General features: G+C 59.4%; 19 protein-coding genes. 11 read left to right on the top strand and 8 right to left on the bottom strand.

The annotated features are described in order from the left end of the window. Positions 1-48 precede the first annotated feature (48 nt). The 11 genes from GS611_RS05515 (at position 49) to GS611_RS05560 (ending at position 9,610) form a co-directional block, all read left to right on the top strand. Positions 49-603 carry a DUF3305 domain-containing protein gene (locus tag GS611_RS05515; protein WP_171633052.1) on the top strand — a complete coding sequence of 185 codons (555 nt, stop codon included), beginning with the start codon at positions 49-51 and terminating at the stop codon, positions 601-603. After that, positions 600-1,181: a DUF3306 domain-containing protein gene (locus GS611_RS05520; protein ID WP_171633054.1), complete on the top strand. Its 582-nt coding sequence runs from the start codon at positions 600-602 to the stop codon at positions 1,179-1,181. The genes GS611_RS05515 and GS611_RS05520 overlap by 4 nt, the downstream gene beginning before the upstream one ends. Positions 1,182-1,185: 4 nt before the next feature. After that, entirely contained in the window at positions 1,186-1,797 is a 612-nt protein-coding gene (locus tag GS611_RS05525) for a molecular chaperone (protein WP_171231802.1), read from the top strand. 57 nt (positions 1,798-1,854) lie between these two features. Beyond that, positions 1,855-2,043: a ubiquinol-cytochrome c reductase iron-sulfur subunit N-terminal domain-containing protein gene (locus GS611_RS05530; RefSeq protein WP_171633057.1), complete on the top strand. Its 189-nt coding sequence runs from the start codon at positions 1,855-1,857 to the stop codon at positions 2,041-2,043. A gap of 105 nt (positions 2,044-2,148) precedes the next feature. Then, the gene (locus tag GS611_RS05535) at positions 2,149-5,043 is read left to right on the top strand and encodes a formate dehydrogenase subunit alpha (protein ID WP_171633060.1); all 2,895 of its coding nucleotides are present in this window, start codon (positions 2,149-2,151) and stop codon (positions 5,041-5,043) included. A gap of 12 nt (positions 5,044-5,055) precedes the next feature. Then, positions 5,056-5,649 (top strand): formate dehydrogenase FDH3 subunit beta, encoded by a 594-nt coding sequence (gene fdh3B, locus GS611_RS05540; RefSeq protein ID WP_010439472.1) that lies wholly within the window; start codon positions 5,056-5,058, stop codon positions 5,647-5,649. A gap of 111 nt (positions 5,650-5,760) precedes the next feature. Further along, a complete protein-coding gene (locus GS611_RS05545) occupies positions 5,761-6,111 on the top strand; it encodes a putative quinol monooxygenase (protein ID WP_171633062.1) in 351 nt (116 codons plus the stop codon). 27 nt (positions 6,112-6,138) lie between these two features. Then, positions 6,139-7,335, top strand: a complete 1,197-nt coding sequence (locus GS611_RS05550; RefSeq protein ID WP_171633065.1) for a formate dehydrogenase subunit gamma — start codon at positions 6,139-6,141, stop codon at positions 7,333-7,335. Beyond that, the gene (locus tag GS611_RS05555) at positions 7,336-8,598 is read left to right on the top strand and encodes a c-type cytochrome (RefSeq protein WP_171633068.1); all 1,263 of its coding nucleotides are present in this window, start codon (positions 7,336-7,338) and stop codon (positions 8,596-8,598) included. 13 nt (positions 8,599-8,611) lie between these two features. After that, positions 8,612-8,737: a hypothetical protein gene (locus GS611_RS21255; protein ID WP_256367747.1), complete on the top strand. Its 126-nt coding sequence runs from the start codon at positions 8,612-8,614 to the stop codon at positions 8,735-8,737. Then, positions 8,738-9,610 (top strand): helix-turn-helix transcriptional regulator, encoded by an 873-nt coding sequence (locus tag GS611_RS05560; protein ID WP_171633070.1) that lies wholly within the window; start codon positions 8,738-8,740, stop codon positions 9,608-9,610. 49 nt (positions 9,611-9,659) lie between these two features. On the opposite strand, the gene GS611_RS05565 is transcribed toward GS611_RS05560, so the two are convergent. The 8 genes from GS611_RS05565 to GS611_RS05600 form a co-directional block, all read right to left on the bottom strand. Beyond that, a complete protein-coding gene (locus tag GS611_RS05565; RefSeq protein WP_171633073.1) occupies positions 9,660-10,475 on the bottom strand; it encodes a substrate-binding domain-containing protein in 816 nt (271 codons plus the stop codon). Positions 10,476-10,497: 22 nt separating this feature from the next. Then, on the bottom strand, positions 10,498-11,232 hold the full coding sequence (locus GS611_RS05570) for an ATP-binding cassette domain-containing protein (RefSeq protein ID WP_171633076.1): 735 nt from the start codon (positions 11,230-11,232) through the stop codon (positions 10,498-10,500). Then, positions 11,225-11,938, bottom strand: coding sequence for an ABC transporter permease (locus tag GS611_RS05575; RefSeq protein ID WP_171633078.1), 714 nt, complete (start codon positions 11,936-11,938; stop codon positions 11,225-11,227). The genes GS611_RS05570 and GS611_RS05575 overlap by 8 nt, the downstream gene beginning before the upstream one ends. A gap of 157 nt (positions 11,939-12,095) precedes the next feature. Continuing rightward, the gene (locus GS611_RS05580; RefSeq protein WP_152457702.1) at positions 12,096-13,085 is read right to left on the bottom strand and encodes an ABC transporter substrate-binding protein; all 990 of its coding nucleotides are present in this window, start codon (positions 13,083-13,085) and stop codon (positions 12,096-12,098) included. 59 nt (positions 13,086-13,144) lie between these two features. After that, complete coding sequence (locus GS611_RS05585; RefSeq protein ID WP_171231810.1) at positions 13,145-13,990, bottom strand: ABC transporter permease; 846 nt, start codon at positions 13,988-13,990, stop codon at positions 13,145-13,147. After that, a complete protein-coding gene (locus GS611_RS05590; protein ID WP_171633081.1) occupies positions 13,987-14,904 on the bottom strand; it encodes an ABC transporter permease in 918 nt (305 codons plus the stop codon). Before GS611_RS05590 ends, GS611_RS05585 begins: the two co-directional genes overlap by 4 nt. After that, a complete protein-coding gene (locus GS611_RS05595; protein WP_245217983.1) occupies positions 14,901-15,344 on the bottom strand; it encodes a GNAT family N-acetyltransferase in 444 nt (147 codons plus the stop codon). Before GS611_RS05595 ends, GS611_RS05590 begins: the two co-directional genes overlap by 4 nt. Continuing rightward, a complete protein-coding gene (locus tag GS611_RS05600) occupies positions 15,334-16,131 on the bottom strand; it encodes an ABC transporter ATP-binding protein (protein ID WP_171633083.1) in 798 nt (265 codons plus the stop codon). Before GS611_RS05600 ends, GS611_RS05595 begins: the two co-directional genes overlap by 11 nt. Between the last annotated feature and the right edge of the window lie 20 nt (positions 16,132-16,151).

Consider the following 16,151-nt stretch of genomic DNA (forward strand, 5'->3'; position numbering starts at 1 on the left):
CCATAGTGGACTTGGAAAGGCAGGGGAGAGCCTTTCGGGGAGGAGCCAGTGGCCAAGGCCGCAAGCCAGACTGAAATGCCGGTTGGCGTCATTGTGCGCAAGACACCCGGGGTCACACGGTGGGCCCGGTGGAACTGGCGCGCTGTGGCCCTTTTACCTGGCGCGGGGCCGGCCGACTGGCAGGAACTGCGCCGCGAAGGCGATGCGGTCGAGTATCACGCAGCCACCCTGCCCCTGACGCTCTGGGCAGATGAAACCGAAGCCTACATGGTCAATTTGTCGGATGGGCAGCCTTCGCTGTACCTTGTGCTGCGGGACGAACTGAAAGGCGAAACTCCCCTGAATGCAGTTCTGATCACCGCCTCTCCGTTCGAGGGGCAGGATTACGCGGATACCGGTGAAGAAATTGTCGAGAAGATCGCGATGACCGAAGGGCTGATTGCCTGGGTTCGCGATTTTACCCTGAAACATCATCAGCACGAAGTTTTCGTCAAGCGCCGCCGCGACAAAAAGCGGACAGATCTGGTTGAAGACGGCAAGGGTGATGCTCGTATCCGGCAGACGTCGGACGTGTACCGCGCCCCGAGAAAGGCGCTGCAATGAACCGGCCCGATGATTTCTGGTCTCGCCGAAAGGCCGCCGTTCAGGCCGAAGCCAAGGCAGAGGCACTGGCCCTTGAAGAACAGGTGATCGCAGAACGGCAAGCGGAGCTGGAAGAAAAGGATGACGCCGAGATCCTCGCCGAGTTCAACCTTCCTGACCCAGAGACCCTGCAACCCGGCGACGATGTTTCGGGCTTCATGGCCAAGGCCGTGCCTGATCGCCTGCGTCGTCGTGCTTTGCGTCGGCTGTGGCGGCTGAACCCGGTTCTGGCCAATGTCGACGGGCTGGTTGATTACGGCGAGGACTACACCGATGCGGCCTGCGTGATCGAAAACATGCAAACCGCCTATCAGGTTGGGAAAGGTATGCTGGCACATATCGAAGCACTGGCGGCCGACGCGGAAGAGGCCAAAGACGATGCTGCTGAAAGCGAAGCCGATACGCGCGCTGAACCCGAGGCTGTGCCGGTCGAACCCGATCCCCGGCCCGAGCCGGTGTCGCTCGCGCTGGCGGACGAGCCGGAAGAAATCGACCTTCCTCCGGCGCCACGTCGAATGACATTTGAATTTGAAGGATGACCGAATGACCGCAAGTGACGCGCACACTCTGGACGTTTCAGCCGAGGATCGCCTGCGCGCGGATTTCTACAACTTTCTGGGCTTGCTGCTGGCCGGTCCACCCGACCAGATGCTGCTGGATCAAATGGCGGGCCTCAGCGGTGATGACACTGATCTTGGTCAGGCCATCCAAGCCATGGCGCGGGTTGCAAAGGTCACCAAGCCCGCCGCCGCTGAACGGGAATTCAATGCATTGTTCATCGGTTTGGGTCGGGGCGAACTGCTGCCCTATGCCAGCTTCTACCTCACTGGTTTTCTGAACGAGAAACCTCTTGCGCAGCTCCGCAATGACATGGCCGTGCGTGGGATCACACGCGCCCAGAACGTGTTTGAGCCCGAGGACAACATCGCCTCATTGATGGAGATGATGGCAGGCATGATCGTTGGGCGTTTTGGCAGCCCGGCATCGCTTGAAGACCAGAAAGCGTTCTGGAGCAAACATATCGGCCCATGGGCCGCACATTTCTATTCGGATTTGGAAGCTGCTGAAAACTCGGTTCTCTATGCATCCGTCGGCACCGCCGGTCGGGTATTCATGGAGATCGAGCGCGAAGCGTTCCGGATGACAGCGGGGTAGCCCGCACATCGCCGGTGCCCCATGGGCACCAAACCGCAATTGGGACAGGAGGAGCCCATGAGCAAGACCAAGGAAGAAGGCGCCACACGCCGCGACTTCCTCAAACTGGCCGGAACCGCAGCACCTGCTGCCGTTGCCGCCGCCAGCCTGACCGGAAAAGCCGAAGCGGCCGAAACGCCGACAGACGACACCCGCATCCAGGATACCGCGCATACACGCGCCTACATCGAAAGCACCCGGTTCTAGGATCGGACGTTTTCACACCCGACTGACGGTTGCGATTGGCCCCGACGTCGGCTTCAGCAGTACCAAGCCAGCCGTGGCATACACGGCGCGCAAGGGAGGAAACAAATGCTTAGGAAAAAGACCAACGGGGTTGCGAGACGCCCCCAGCGGACAAGTATCCTGTCCCAAATCGGCGAGAATACCGTCGATCGCCGCGCATTCCTGCGTGGCTCGGGCCTGACGATCGGCGGCCTTGCCGCGATCAGCGCCACGGGTGGAACCGTGACGCCTGCCAACGCCCAGACCGCAGCCAACACGGCAGTCGAGAACATCAAATCCGTCTGCACGCATTGTTCGGTCGGTTGCACCGTGGTTGCCGAAGTTCAGAACGGCGTCTGGATCGGGCAGGAACCCGGCTGGGACAGCCCGTTCAACCTGGGCGCTCATTGCGCCAAAGGGGCCTCGGTTCGAGAGCACGCCCATGGCGAGCGCCGCCTGAAATATCCGATGAAAAAAGAAGGCGGAGAGTGGAAGCGCATCAGCTGGGAAGAGGCGATCAACGAGATCGGCGACGGCATGATGAGCATCCGCGAAGAAAGCGGGCCTGACAGCGTCTACTGGCTGGGTTCGGCCAAGCACAACAACGAACAGGCTTATCTGTTCCGCAAGTTCGCCGCCTACTGGGGCACGAACAACGTCGACCATCAGGCCCGGATCTGCCACTCGACCACTGTTGCGGGCGTTGCGAATACATGGGGCTACGGCGCCATGACCAACAGCTACAACGACATGCACAACAGCAAGGCGATCTTCATCATCGGCGGCAACCCTGCCGAGGCGCATCCCGTCTCGCTGCTGCATATTCTGCGCGCAAAAGAGCAGAACAACGCCCCGCTGATCGTCTGCGACCCGCGCTTTACGCGCACTGCGGCGCACGCGGATGAATATGTCCGTTTCCGCCCCGGGACGGACGTTGCGCTGATCTGGGGTATCCTCTGGCACATCTTCGACAACGGTTGGGAAGACAAAGAGTTCATCCGCACCCGTGTCTGGGGCATGGATCAGATCCGCGAAGAAGTTGCCAAGTGGAACCCGGATGAGGTGGAACGTGTCACCGGCACTCCGGGGTCGCAGTTGAAGCGGGTTGCCCGCACGATGGCCAACAACCGTCCCGGAACGGTTGTCTGGTGCATGGGCGGAACGCAGCACACCAACGGCAACAACAACACCCGCGCGTATTGCGTACTTCAGCTTGCACTGGGCAACATGGGCACCTCGGGTGGTGGCACCAACATCTTCCGCGGTCATGACAACGTTCAGGGCGCAACGGACCTTGGTGTTCTTTCCCATACCCTGCCCGGCTATTATGGCCTGTCCGCAGGCGCATGGGGTCACTGGGCCCGTGTCTGGGGCGAAGAACCTGAATGGCTGGCCGGTCAGTTCGCCACGATCAAGGACAAGGACGGCAAGGACAAACCGCTGCAGAACGAGCGCGGCATTCCCGTTTCCCGCTGGATTGACGGTGTTCTGGAAGACCCGGCCAACATGGATCAGGACAACAATGTCCGCGCCATGGTTCTGTGGGGCCACGCGCCCAACTCGCAGACCCGGATGACGGAAATGAAGACGGCGATGGAAAAGCTGGACATGCTGGTCGTGATCGACCCGTATCCCACCGTTTCCGCCGTTTTGCATGACCGGACCGATGGCGTTTACCTGTTGCCGGCCTGTACGCAGTTCGAAACCCGTGGCTCGGTCACGGCCTCGAACCGGTCGTTGCAGTGGCGCGACAAGGTGGTCGATCCGTTGTTCGAAAGTCTGCCGGACGAGGTCATCATGGCCAAGTTCGCCAACAAGTTCGGCTGGGCGGATCGGTTCTTCCGCAATATCGAGATGGAAGACCCCGAAACCCCGAATGTTGAAAGCATCACGCGTGAATTCAACTCGGGCCTCTGGACCATCGGCTATACCGGTCAGTCGCCGGAACGTCTGAAAAGCCATATGGCCAACCAGCACACGTTCGACAGAACCACGCTGCAAGCCATTGGTGGACCAAACGACGGCGAATATTACGGTCTACCGTGGCCCTGCTGGGGCACACCGGAAATGGGCCATACGGGGACACCAAACCTCTATGACATGTCCAAACCGGTGGCCGAAGGCGGCCTGACCTTCCGCGCCCGTTTTGGCGTGGAACGCGACGGCGACAACCTGCTGGCCGAAGGGGTCTATAGCGTTGGGTCGGAAATTCAGGATGGCTATCCAGAGTTTACGATGCAGATGCTGATGGATCTTGGCTGGGACGGTGATCTGACGGCCGAGGAACGCGCGGCCATCGACGCCGTGGCCGGACCAAAGACCAACTGGAAAACCGACCTGTCCGGCGGCATCCAGCGGGTCGCGATTGCACATGGCTGTGCGCCCTTCGGGAACGCCAAGGCCCGCGCGGTTGTCTGGACCTTCCCGGATCCGATCCCGCTGCATCGCGAGCCGCTCTACACGCCGCGGCGCGATCTGGTGGCCGACTATCCCACCTATGAGGACCGTCATGCCTATCGCCTTCCGACCTTGTATGCCTCAATCCAGAAGAACGACTTTTCAAAGGATTACCCGATAATCCTAACGTCTGGTCGTCTGGTCGAATATGAAGGCGGCGGTGATGAGACACGGTCCAATCCGTGGTTGGCCGAGCTTCAGCAGGACATGTTCGTCGAGATCAATCCGCGCGATGCCAACAACCTTGGCATTCGGGACGGATCACAGGTCTGGGTCGAAGGCCCCGAGGGCGGCAAGGTCAAGGTGATGGCGATGCTGACCAACAGGGTCGGTGCCGGCGTGGCCTTCATGCCGTTCCACTTCGGCGGCCATTTCCAGGGCGAGGACCTCAGGGAGAAATACCCCAAAGGTGCAGACCCCTATGTGCTGGGTGAAAGTACCAACACCGCCCAGACCTATGGCTATGATTCAGTGACCCAGATGCAGGAGACCAAGGCGACTCTCTGCAAGATCTGGGCAGCGTAAGGAGGACGATTAATGGCTAGAGCAAAGTTTCTCTGCGACGCTGAACGCTGCATCGAGTGCAACGCCTGCGTAACCGCGTGTAAGAACGAACACGAGGTGCCGTGGGGCATCAACCGCCGAAGGGTGGTGACGATCAATGACGGCAACCCGGGCGAACGCTCGATCTCGGTCGCCTGTATGCATTGTTCGGATGCGCCCTGCATGGCGGTGTGCCCGGTCGACTGCTTCTATCAGAACGAAGAAGGGGTCGTGCTGCACTCCAAGGACCTGTGCATTGGCTGCGGCTATTGCTTCTATGCGTGCCCCTTCGGTGCGCCGCAATACCCGCAGGCGGGCAACTTTGGATCGCGCGGCAAGATGGACAAATGTACCTTCTGCGCCGGCGGCCCCGAGGAAACGCACTCGACCGCAGAGTTCGCCAAATACGGTCGCAACCGGATCGCCGAGGGCAAGCTGCCCATCTGCGCCGAAATGTGTTCCACAAAGGCCCTGCTCGCCGGTGACGGCGACGTGGTTTCCGCAGTTTACCGTGAACGCGTCGTGGCGCGCGGTTTCGGCTCGGGCGCCTGGGGCTGGGGCACGGCCTACGACCAGAAAGACGGTTGAAATCCGGCTTTTGACAAAACAGCCTCCCGCCCTTTGCGGGGGGCTTTTCAGGTGATGTGATCGGGGATCCGTTTCCCGTAACGTCACAGCAAACAAATTTGAGAGGCGCGCATGACCAATGATGTTTACTGGCTGCTGAAGCTTGACCTCGATCTGGATAAAAAGGATGAGTTCGAAGCGCTTATGGCGGAAATGGTCGCGGCCACGCTGCAAGAAACCGGCGCCAGAAGCTATGAATGGCACATGACCGGTTCGGCCGTTCATATCTATGAACGCTATGCCAGTTCCGAAGATGCCATGATACATATGCAAAATTTTGGTGCTAATTTTGCGGAACGGTTTCTGGCGCTTCTGACGCCAGTGGGGTTGGACGTGTATGGTCCGGCCAAGGATGATCTTCGCGAAGCGCTCGCACCGGTCGGCGCCGTTTTTCACCAGCAAATCGGTGGATTTGACCGCTGATATGAAAATGCACAGGAGGATATCCCTATGCGTCTGATTCAGTTTCTGCTCGTTTCGATTTTTCTGACCGGAGCCGCATGGGCGCAAGAGACCTCTGAACCCACGACGGATGAGCGCACCTCGACCGGCGGAGCGACAACGCTGGAAGACATTCTCGCCCGGCAGCGTGGTGAAACCGTCGACAACAGCTATCGTTCCGAGAACACTGGTCAGGGCAACGCCGAGGGGTTGCTGGGTCAGCTTGGCACGCGTGGTGTGGCCTCGGACAGTGACGTGTATCGCGCTTTGCGCTATGGCTCGGCTGATGTGACGGTGTCTTCTCATGGTCCGGCAGACAGCGTGCTGATTCAGGATGGCGGCATGTGGTGGCTGACCTTCCGCACCGGACCGCTGCGCGAATACGGCACCTATATCATTGCCGGGATGCTGGGCATCATCCTGTTATTTTTCTTGATCCGAGGCAAAATTCGCATCGATGGTGAGAAAACCGGCCGTACGGTCACGCGTTTCAACGGGTTCGAGCGGTTCGGCCACTGGTTGTTTGCCGGGTCATTCCTGATCCTTGGCGTCACGGGCCTGCTGACGCTTTATGGGCGCGACTTCCTGATCCCGGTTTTCGGGAAAGAGGGCTTTGCAGCCCTCGCACAGGGCTGCAAGTGGTTGCACAACAATCTGGCCTGGGCCTTCATGCTGGGCCTGATCATCGTCACGGTAAACTGGATTGCCCATAATATCCCCAACCGCGTCGATCTGAAATGGCTGGCCGCGGGTGGCGGGTTGTTTACCAAGAACAGCCATCCACCGGCAAAGAAATTCAACGCTGGTCAAAAGATCATATTCTGGGCCTGCATCCTGCTGGGCGCCTCCATCAGCCTGTCGGGTCTGTCGCTGTTGTTCCCGTTCGAGATGCCCTTGTTTGCCAAAACCTTCCAGATCGCCAATGCGACCGGTATTCCGCAAATGATGGGCCTGAACCTGCCGGTGCAGATGTCGCCGCAGGAAGAAATGCAATATGCCCAGGTCTGGCACGTGATGGTTGCTTATGTGTTCATTGCGATCATCGTGGCGCATATCTATCTCGGCTCTGTCGGAATGGAGGGCGCCTTTGACGCCATGGGCACCGGCGAGGTCGAAGAACAATGGGCCCGTGAACACCACTCTTTGTGGCTGGAAGAAGTTCAGGAAAAAGAGGCAGGCAAAACCGCCGCCTCGCCTGCTGAATAGATGCGGGGGCTGGTACTGGCCCTGGCGCTGATCCCTCTGCCCGCCTTGGCCGAATTCTTCACACTCAAGGGACACGGCGGCCCAATCATGGGGATCGCCACAGCCCCGGACGGGCGTATCGCAACAGCCAGTTTCGACAATTCCGTCGGGCTGTGGGCTGATCGGACCCCCGAATGGCTGGAAGGTCATGAAGCCGCCGTGAACGCCGTTGCCTTCAATGGCACGGCCATCTACTCGGCGGGAGATGACTTCACCCTGCGCAAGTGGCCCGGTGGCGACGTGGTTGGGCGACATCAGGGCAAGATCGTGGGTCTGGCAGCGTCCAAGACCCACGTCGCAACCGCCAGTTGGGACGGAATGATAGGGCTTTGGCCCGTGAACGGAGCCGCGCCCACAACTCTTGGACCGACGGGAAGCGGTGTGAACGCCGTAGTTTTTTCCTCTGACGGCACACGGCTTTATTCAGCAAGCATGGATGGGTCGCTGCGCATTTGGGATATCTCGACTGGGCAAGAGATCAACCGGCTCATCGAACACGGGTTCGGTATCAACGAGCTGGTCCTGAATGAACAGGACAACTGGATCGCTTACGGTGCCGTCGACGGAGTGACCCGAATACTGGACCTTTCCACCGGTGAAGAACGCGATTTCACTCTGGATCGTCGCCCGATCCTGGCCATGGCGCTCAGCCCGGATCGTCGGTTTCTGGCCGTGGGCGACGGCGAAGGCTATATAATGGTCATCGATACCTCGGACTGGCGCATCGCGCAGGACTTTCGCGCAACGTTGCGGGGGCCAGTCTGGGCCCTGGCCTTCTCGGTCGATGGTGAAAACATCCATGCTGGCGGGATCGACGAGGCCATGTACAGTTGGCCGGTCACCGCCCTGTCCGATCGGCAACAGATGGCTTTTGCCGAGCCAAGTTTTCTGCAAAACCCCGACGAGATGGACAATGGTGAGCGTCAGTTCGCGCGGAAATGCTCGATCTGTCACAGCCTCACCCCCAACAGCCAGCGCCGCGCAGGCCCCTCCTTGCACGGGGTTTTCGGCAGGCGCGCGGGCACGTTACCGGGATATTTGTACTCGGATACGCTGCAAGGCTCTGATATCATTTGGAATGACGAAACGATAAATGCTCTTTTCGACGAAGGGCCAGACCATTACATTCCGGGGTCCAAGATGCCGATGCAGCGAATTACACAAGCTCAGGATCGTCAGGATCTTATTGTTTTTCTGCGCCGCGCAACGGGTGCCCGGAACTGAACTGGAGGAGACCATGAAAGCCTTTCTTGCCGCGGTCGCCGCAATGGTCGTCATTGCAGTGGCAGCCCCTGTCGTGCTGGATCGGATCGGGTTCACCGCCGCCGACGCCACGTCCGGCTCTGCCGTGCGCCTCGACTGAATGTCGCAATACCTGACCACCCGCGAACTGGCTGATCTGCTGCGCATCGGCGAGCGCAAAGCCTATGATCTTGCCTCCTCGGGCGAGGTGCCCTGTGTTCGCGCCATGGGCAAGCTGTTGTTCCCGCGGGCCGAAATCATAGCCTGGCTCAACGCGTCGCGATCCGGCCCGCAGGTGGCCGAACCGCCTCTGCCTCCGATTGTAGCAGGCAGCCATGATCCTCTGTTGGACTGGGCGCTGCGTGAAAGCGGATCGGGGCTTGCCACCTATTACGACGGCTCCTTTGACGGGCTGACACGGCTGAGCGAACGCAGCGCACAGGCGGCCGTGTTGCATATCCACGAAGACGGAGGGTTCAACGAAAAATCCCTGCGTGACGCCTTGGGCGAAGGGCCGGTGGTATTGTACGAAATCGCCCGACGCAAGCGCGGGCTGCTTCTTGCCCCGGGCATATCGGATATCAAAACGTTTAAGGATCTCAAATCGCGCCGCGTGATCATGCGTCAGGACAGTGCGGCCAGCCAACACCTGTTCGATAGCCAGCTGGAAGCCCATGGCATGAGCCGAGACGATCTGGACGCAACCCCCGGCTGCGCACGCACCGAAGAGGAACTGGCCATCGCCCTTCACGGCGAAAAGGCCGAGGCCGGCTTTGGGCTGGGGGCTTTGGCAGGGCTTTACAACCTGGGTTTCGTCCCCACCCATTCCGAGAGGCTGGATCTGGCGATTTGGCGCAGGTCATATTTTGATCCGCCAATGCAGAAACTGATAACGCTGCTGCGCTCGGATCAATTTGCGCAAAGGGCCCGTGAATTCGGTGGCTACGACCTGTCGGGCCTGGGCACGATACACCACAACGGTGCCAGCGGGTGAGCCCTCACCCGCCTTTTACCTTGTCAGGATTCGCCCGCCGCAGGCCGGCTTAGTCGGCGTTCGGAAAGAACACCTGCTGTCCGTCCAGCCTGAACGACGCAATCGCTTCCTGCCCGTCCGGCCCCGTCAGCCAGTCGATGAAACGTTGGCCGGCTGCCGCCCGCACATGCGCGTGCTTGTCAGGGTTCACAAGAATCACACCGTATTGATTGAACAGGCGCGGATCCCCTTCGACCAATACCTCAAGATTTCCCCGGTTTCCAAAAGACAGCCACGTAGCTCGATCCGTCAGCGTATAGGCATCCATTCCACTGGCCACGTTCAGCGTCGCGCCCATACCAGATCCGGTCTCGCGATACCAAGCACCCGAAGCCTCGGCAGGGTCCAGCCCGGCTGCGGACCAATAGCCCAGCTCGGCCTTGTGTGTTCCGCTGTCGTCACCGCGTGATGCAAACGGCGCTTCCACCTCGGCGATTTTCGACAGCGCGGCCAACACATCGACGCCGCCGCGAATTCGGGCAGGGTCAGACTTGGGGCCGACCAGAACGAAATCATTGTACATCAGATCCTTCCGCTCTACGCCCCAACCATCAGCAACGAATTTCTCCTCGGCCGGTTTGGAGTGAACCAAAAGAACATCCCCGTCCCCGTTGACGGCGTTCCGAATGGCTTGACCGGTTCCAACCGCCACGACACGGACATCGATACCTGAATCGGCTTCGAACCACGGCAGGATGTAATCCAACAGTCCCGAGTTCTGTGTAGACGTGGTCGACTGCACCACAATAAACGGTTCTTCCGCCGAAACCGCGCTGGTCAACAGGCCCACAGCCACCACCGCTGCCCGAATTGATTTCCGGAACATCACACTCTCCGCTTTCTGTATTTCATGTAACCAACCCGCCCCCCAAATAGCGGCGCGACGCATCGCTTTCGGGTGAATTCAAAACCTGTTTTGCCACACCGTGTTCCACGACATGCCCGCCCTGCATCATGACCACGTCCGAGGCCAAACGACGGGCCTGACCGATATCATGCGTCACCATCACGATCCGCACGGCCCGAGCCGATGCCCGCAATATCATTCGTTCGATCATCTGGGTCGCGCTGGGATCCAGAGCGCTGGTGGGCTCGTCCAGAAACAAGGTCTCGGGGTCCAGCGCCAGCGCACGGAGAATCGCCAATCGCTGCGCCTCTCCCCCGGACAATGACCGCGCGGGTTGTCTGGCCTTGCCGTCCAGCCCGCCTTCGGTCAGCAATTCGGCGATACGGGCCTTACGGGCCCTTCGCCCCATGCCTTGACGCTTGAGAACGAAGTCAAGGTTTGCCGCAACAGATCGACGCAGCAGAACCGGTTTCTGAAACACCATGGCCTGGCGGGCTTTCTGTGCCGCGCCCAGCGGTTTTCCACCCTGGACGACCTGCCCCCGATCCGGCGTGATCAGCCCGTGCAGACAGCGCAGCAACAGGCTTTTGCCTGCACCGTTGGGGCCAAGAATCAAGGTTGGCCCCGGCCCATCCAGAACCAATGACGAGACGTCCAACAACGCCTTGCCGTTACTGCGGATTTGCAGGTTCTCGACCTTGAGGCAGTTCACCCTGTCGCAGAGCAGGTCACGCATGACGCACCCCTTCCCGTTCGGCCCGCAGGCTGATCGCGCTGACCATCGCGTTCACGGCCACCGCGATCCCGATCAGGATTGCCCCCAGCGCCAGAGCCAACGCCAGATTTCCCTTCGACGTCTCCAACGCGATCGTCGTCGTCATTACGCGGGTCACATGGTTGATGTTGCCGCCCACGATGATCACCGCGCCGACCTCGGCAATGGCGCGCCCAAACCCCGCAAGCAAGGCGGTAACCAGTGCCAGCCGCGCATCCCAGAGAAGCACGGGAACCGATGCCAGCCGCGACACGCCCAGTGATCGCAGCTGTTCGGAATATTCCTCGGCCAGCATTTCGACCACCTGCCGGGTCAATGCCGCGATAATGGGAGTGACCAACACGACCTGCGCAATGATCATGGCCGTCGGGGTATACAAAAGCTCTAGCACACCCAACGGGCCGGAACGGGACAGCATCAGATAGACCAGCAGCCCCACGACCACGGGCGGGAACCCCATCAGGGCATTCATCAGAACGATCAGCATCCGCCGCCCCGGAAACCTGGCCACAGCCAGAGCGGCACCGACGGGCATGCCGATCAGGGCGGAAATCAGAACCGCAAACACGGATACTTTCAGGGACAACAGCACAATCGCCCACAGCTCTGAGTTTCCCTCAAAGATCAGCGCGATGGCAGAGCTGAATTCTGATGCAAATACCTGCATTTTATCCCGTGAGGTTCACAATTCGTATGAAATGCGTTCGTTTACAGGTAAATACTACTCTGATTTCAGGTCGAGTACAGACACATATACGGCATTTAGAATGAAAAACGCGGCCCCGATTGGGACCGCGCCTCAATTCCCCAAGGAAAGGCTGAGATCAATTCAGTGCAGCATCGGTGATCTGATGTGTCCAGGCCCCTTCGGGCTTTTTGGTAATAACCGGATCGGACCCGCCTGCCAGCAATGTGTTGACGGTGCGGTCGAAATCAGCCGGGTCCAGCGCGCCGTTCGACCCTGCGGTCAACTTGGCGATCTCACCCATCATACGCTTTTGGTGCTCTTCCGTCTGAGCACCGGTTGCATCGTTTTCCAGAACGATTTCCGCCGCTTCGTCCGGGTTCTCCTCGGCATATTTCCACCCCTTCATCGACGCGCGAACGAACCGCTCCATCTTGTCGGCGAAGGCCGCATCGCTCAGGTTCTCTTCCAGCACATAAAGACCGTCTTCCAGCGTTGCCACGCCCTGGTCTTCGTATTTGAAGGTCACCAGCTCATCCGGGCTGACACCGGCATCGATGACCTGCCAGTATTCATTGTAGGTCATGGTGCTGATGCAATCCGCCTGACGCTGAAGCAACGGGTCGACGTTGAAGCCCTGCTTCAAAACTTCAACTCCGTTTTCGCTTTTGCCATCGGTACTGATGCCCAACTGGCTCATCCAGCTCATGAAGGGAAACTCGTTGCCAAAGAACCAGACACCCAGCGTGCGGTTCTTAAGGTCTTCGGGCGACGAGATCCCGGCGTCTTTCCAGCAGGTCAGCATCATGCCCGAGCTTTTGAAAGGTTGCGCGATGTTCACCAGCGGCAGCCCTTTTTCACGGGCAGCCAGCGCGGCAGGCATCCATTCGACGGTCACATCGGCGCCACCGCCTGCAATCACTTGCGTCGGAGCGATGTCAGGCCCGCCGGGCAGAATGGTGACGTCCAGCCCCTCTTCTTCGTAAAAGCCCTTGTCCTTGGCAACATAATAGCCCGCGAACTGTGCTTGCGTGACCCATTTCAGTTGCAATGTCACCTCATCCGCCGCCAGCGCCGCACTGGCTGCCAGGCTAAAGGCGGCAACCGCCCCGCTGAGTAGCTTGTTCATCTTCATTTCTCCTAGTTGCTTGTTGTGCCCCAATTTCGGGGTCTGTTGATTTCTTTGTTTTATCCGCGCTGTGACGGGTGCCAGAAGGTCACCACTTTTTCGATCCCCGCCACCAGCCCATAAAAGGCCGTGCCGGCCAGTGCCGCAACAACGATTTCGGCCCAGACCATGTCCAGCGACAATTGCCCGACGCTGGTAGAGATCCGGAACCCCATACCAAGTGTCGGTGAACCGAAGAACTCGGCCACGATAGCGCCGATCAGAGCCAAAGTGGTGGAAATCTTCAACCCGTTGAAAATGAAAGGCATCGCTGCGGGCAAACGCAGTTTCATGAAGCTCTGCCAATAGGTTGCGGCATAGGTCTCCATAAGATCGCGCTGCATCGAGGTGGCTTCCCGCAGGCCTGCCACGGTGTTGACGAGCATCGGAAAGAACACCATCACAACCACCACCGCCGCCTTGGAGTGCCAGTCGAACCCAAACCACATCACCAGAATGGGGGCGGTTCCGACAATCGGCAGGGCGGCCACGAAATTGCCGACCGGCAACAGGCCCAGACGCAGGAAATCCCAGCGATCCACCGCAATCGCCATCAGAAAGGCCGCGATGCACCCGATGACATAGCCGCTGAGCGCGCCCTTGATGATGGTCTGCACAAAATCAGCCCACAGGATCGGAAGGCTGTCCGCAAACCGTACCGCAATTACCGACGGCGCTGGCAGGATGACCAGAGGAACCTCAAGCCCGCGCACCAGAAGCTCCCAGATCCCGATGACCGTCAGGCCAAAGATCAGCGGGGCCAGAAATCGCACCATTCGGGTGTCGGCATAAGGCCCGCTGGCCAACCGGCTGTTCAACCACCAGCCCAAAAGCCAAAGCAGGACAGCACACAAAACCAGTATCATTGCGCCATCCCCATCCGTTTCAATACGGCACGTTCAATCAGCCCCAGCAACCCGACCAGGCATGCCGCCAGAATGGCAGCCGCGAACAGAGCCGACCAGATCTGTACCGTCTGACCGTAATAGCTGCCGGCAAGCAACCGCGCGCCCAGACCGGCAACAGCCCCTGTCGGAAGCTCACCAACAATGGCGCCGACCAGCGACGCGGCGATCCCGATTTTCAGCGAGGTGAACAGATACGGCATGGATGCCGGCAGGCGCAATTTCCAAAAGCCCTGAGACCGGCTGGCGTTATACGTCCGCAACAAGTCCAGCTGCATCGCATCGGGGCTGCGCAGGCCCTTGACCATGCCGACGACAACCGGAAAGAAACTCAGATAGGCCGATATGATCGCCTTGGGAATGATGCCCTGGATACCAACGGAATACAGCACCACAATGATCATCGGCGCCAGCGCGATGATCGGAATGGTTTGACTGACAATGGCCCATGGCATGACCGACAGGTCCATAACGCGGCTATGCACGATACCCACGGCCAGAAGGATCCCCAGGCCGGTGCCAATCGCAAATCCCAGTATCGTCGCGCTGAGCGTGACCCAGCCATGATAGATCAGCGACCGTTTCGAAGTGATCTTTTTCTGGACCGTCGTTTCCCACATCTCGATGGCGACCTGATGCGGGGCCGGCAGTCGAGGCCGGTCCTGTTCCCATGTGGCCGGGATGGCGAATGTGTTGTTCAAAACAAGACCAACCTCGGACATGTCCCGCCGGTCCTTGGCAGACGGCGGCTGTACGACGGCCCCCGCGCGTTCCTGTTCGGTCAACACGCCCTTTATGTTCATCGGAATACAGGCTACGTACCAGAACAAAACAATTGCGGCGATGACTGTGAATACGGCGATGACTTGCTTCATGCACGCCACTCCATCCGATAGACGGGCACGGTATCCGGCGGCACAGGGGGTTCCTCGGCCGTCACTTCAAACCCTTCACGGCGATAAAAACGTTGCGCCGCCGTATTGGGCCGGTGCGTCGTCAGCCAGAGAAAATTTCGGCCCTCTTTTGCTTTGTCGACAAGGCGCTTGCCGATACCCTGCCCCGTCCGGCTGCAATACAGCGCGCCGATTTTATTCTGTGCCGGGTCCACTGACATGTAGCAATCGACCGGATCACCGGCGACCCACATTTCACGGCTGTCGAATGCGTCGCTGATCAGCTTCGCCAGTTCATCGACCGGCAGTTCGTCGGGCATCCAGTCCGTTTGCGTGGCCCAGTCGTGAACAACCCTGGCGCAGGCAGGCACATCGTCTGGCGCCGCGCGCCGGATCTTATCCGCATTCAGCTCAGCCGTCATTGGAATGCCCACCCCGCAAACCTTCGCGCACGCGATGCGCGACCTCGATGAATTCCGGGGTGTCGCGGATGTCCAGCGGCCGTTCCTTGGGCAGCGGGCTGTCAATCACATCGGCGATCCGCCCGGGCCGTGGGCTCATCACCACGATCTTTGTGCTCAGATAAACCGCCTCGGGAATGGAATGCGTCACAAATCCGATCGTCTTTTCCGTACGCGCCCAAAGCTCAAGAAGCTGCTCGTTCAGATGGTCCCGCACGATCTCATCCAGCGCCCCGAACGGCTCGTCCATCAGCAGGATATCCGCGTCGAACGCAAGGGCCCGAGCAATACTGGCCCTCTGCTGCATCCCACCGGACAACTGCCAGGGAAACTTGCCGCCAAACCCTTCCAAATCAACTAGTTCCAGGACTTTTTTCACCCGTTCATCCTGTTCGGCAGCAGGGTATCCCATGATCTCAAGAGGCAGTTTTATGTTCTTTGCAATAGTACGCCAGGGATATAGGCCCGCCGCCTGAAAGACATACCCGTACGCCCGGTTTCGACGCGCCTCATCAGGCGTCATGCCATTGACGGTCAGCGTCCCGTCCGTAGGTGTCTCCAGGGCTGCGATACAACGCAGAAAGGTGGTTTTGCCACAGCCGGACGGCCCGATGAAACTGACGAAATCGCCCTTGTCTATTGTCAGGTTCACGTCTTTAAGCGCGTGTACAGGCCCATCATTGGTCTGGAATGTCAGGTCTAGCTGCCTTGCCTCGATGACGGGCTGGGTCGTGCTTTCAGTGTTCATTTTATTGCCTTGAAAAGAGT

Source organism: Ruegeria sp. HKCCD6119 (assembly GCF_013110585.1).
Classification (GTDB): domain Bacteria; phylum Pseudomonadota; class Alphaproteobacteria; order Rhodobacterales; family Rhodobacteraceae; genus Ruegeria.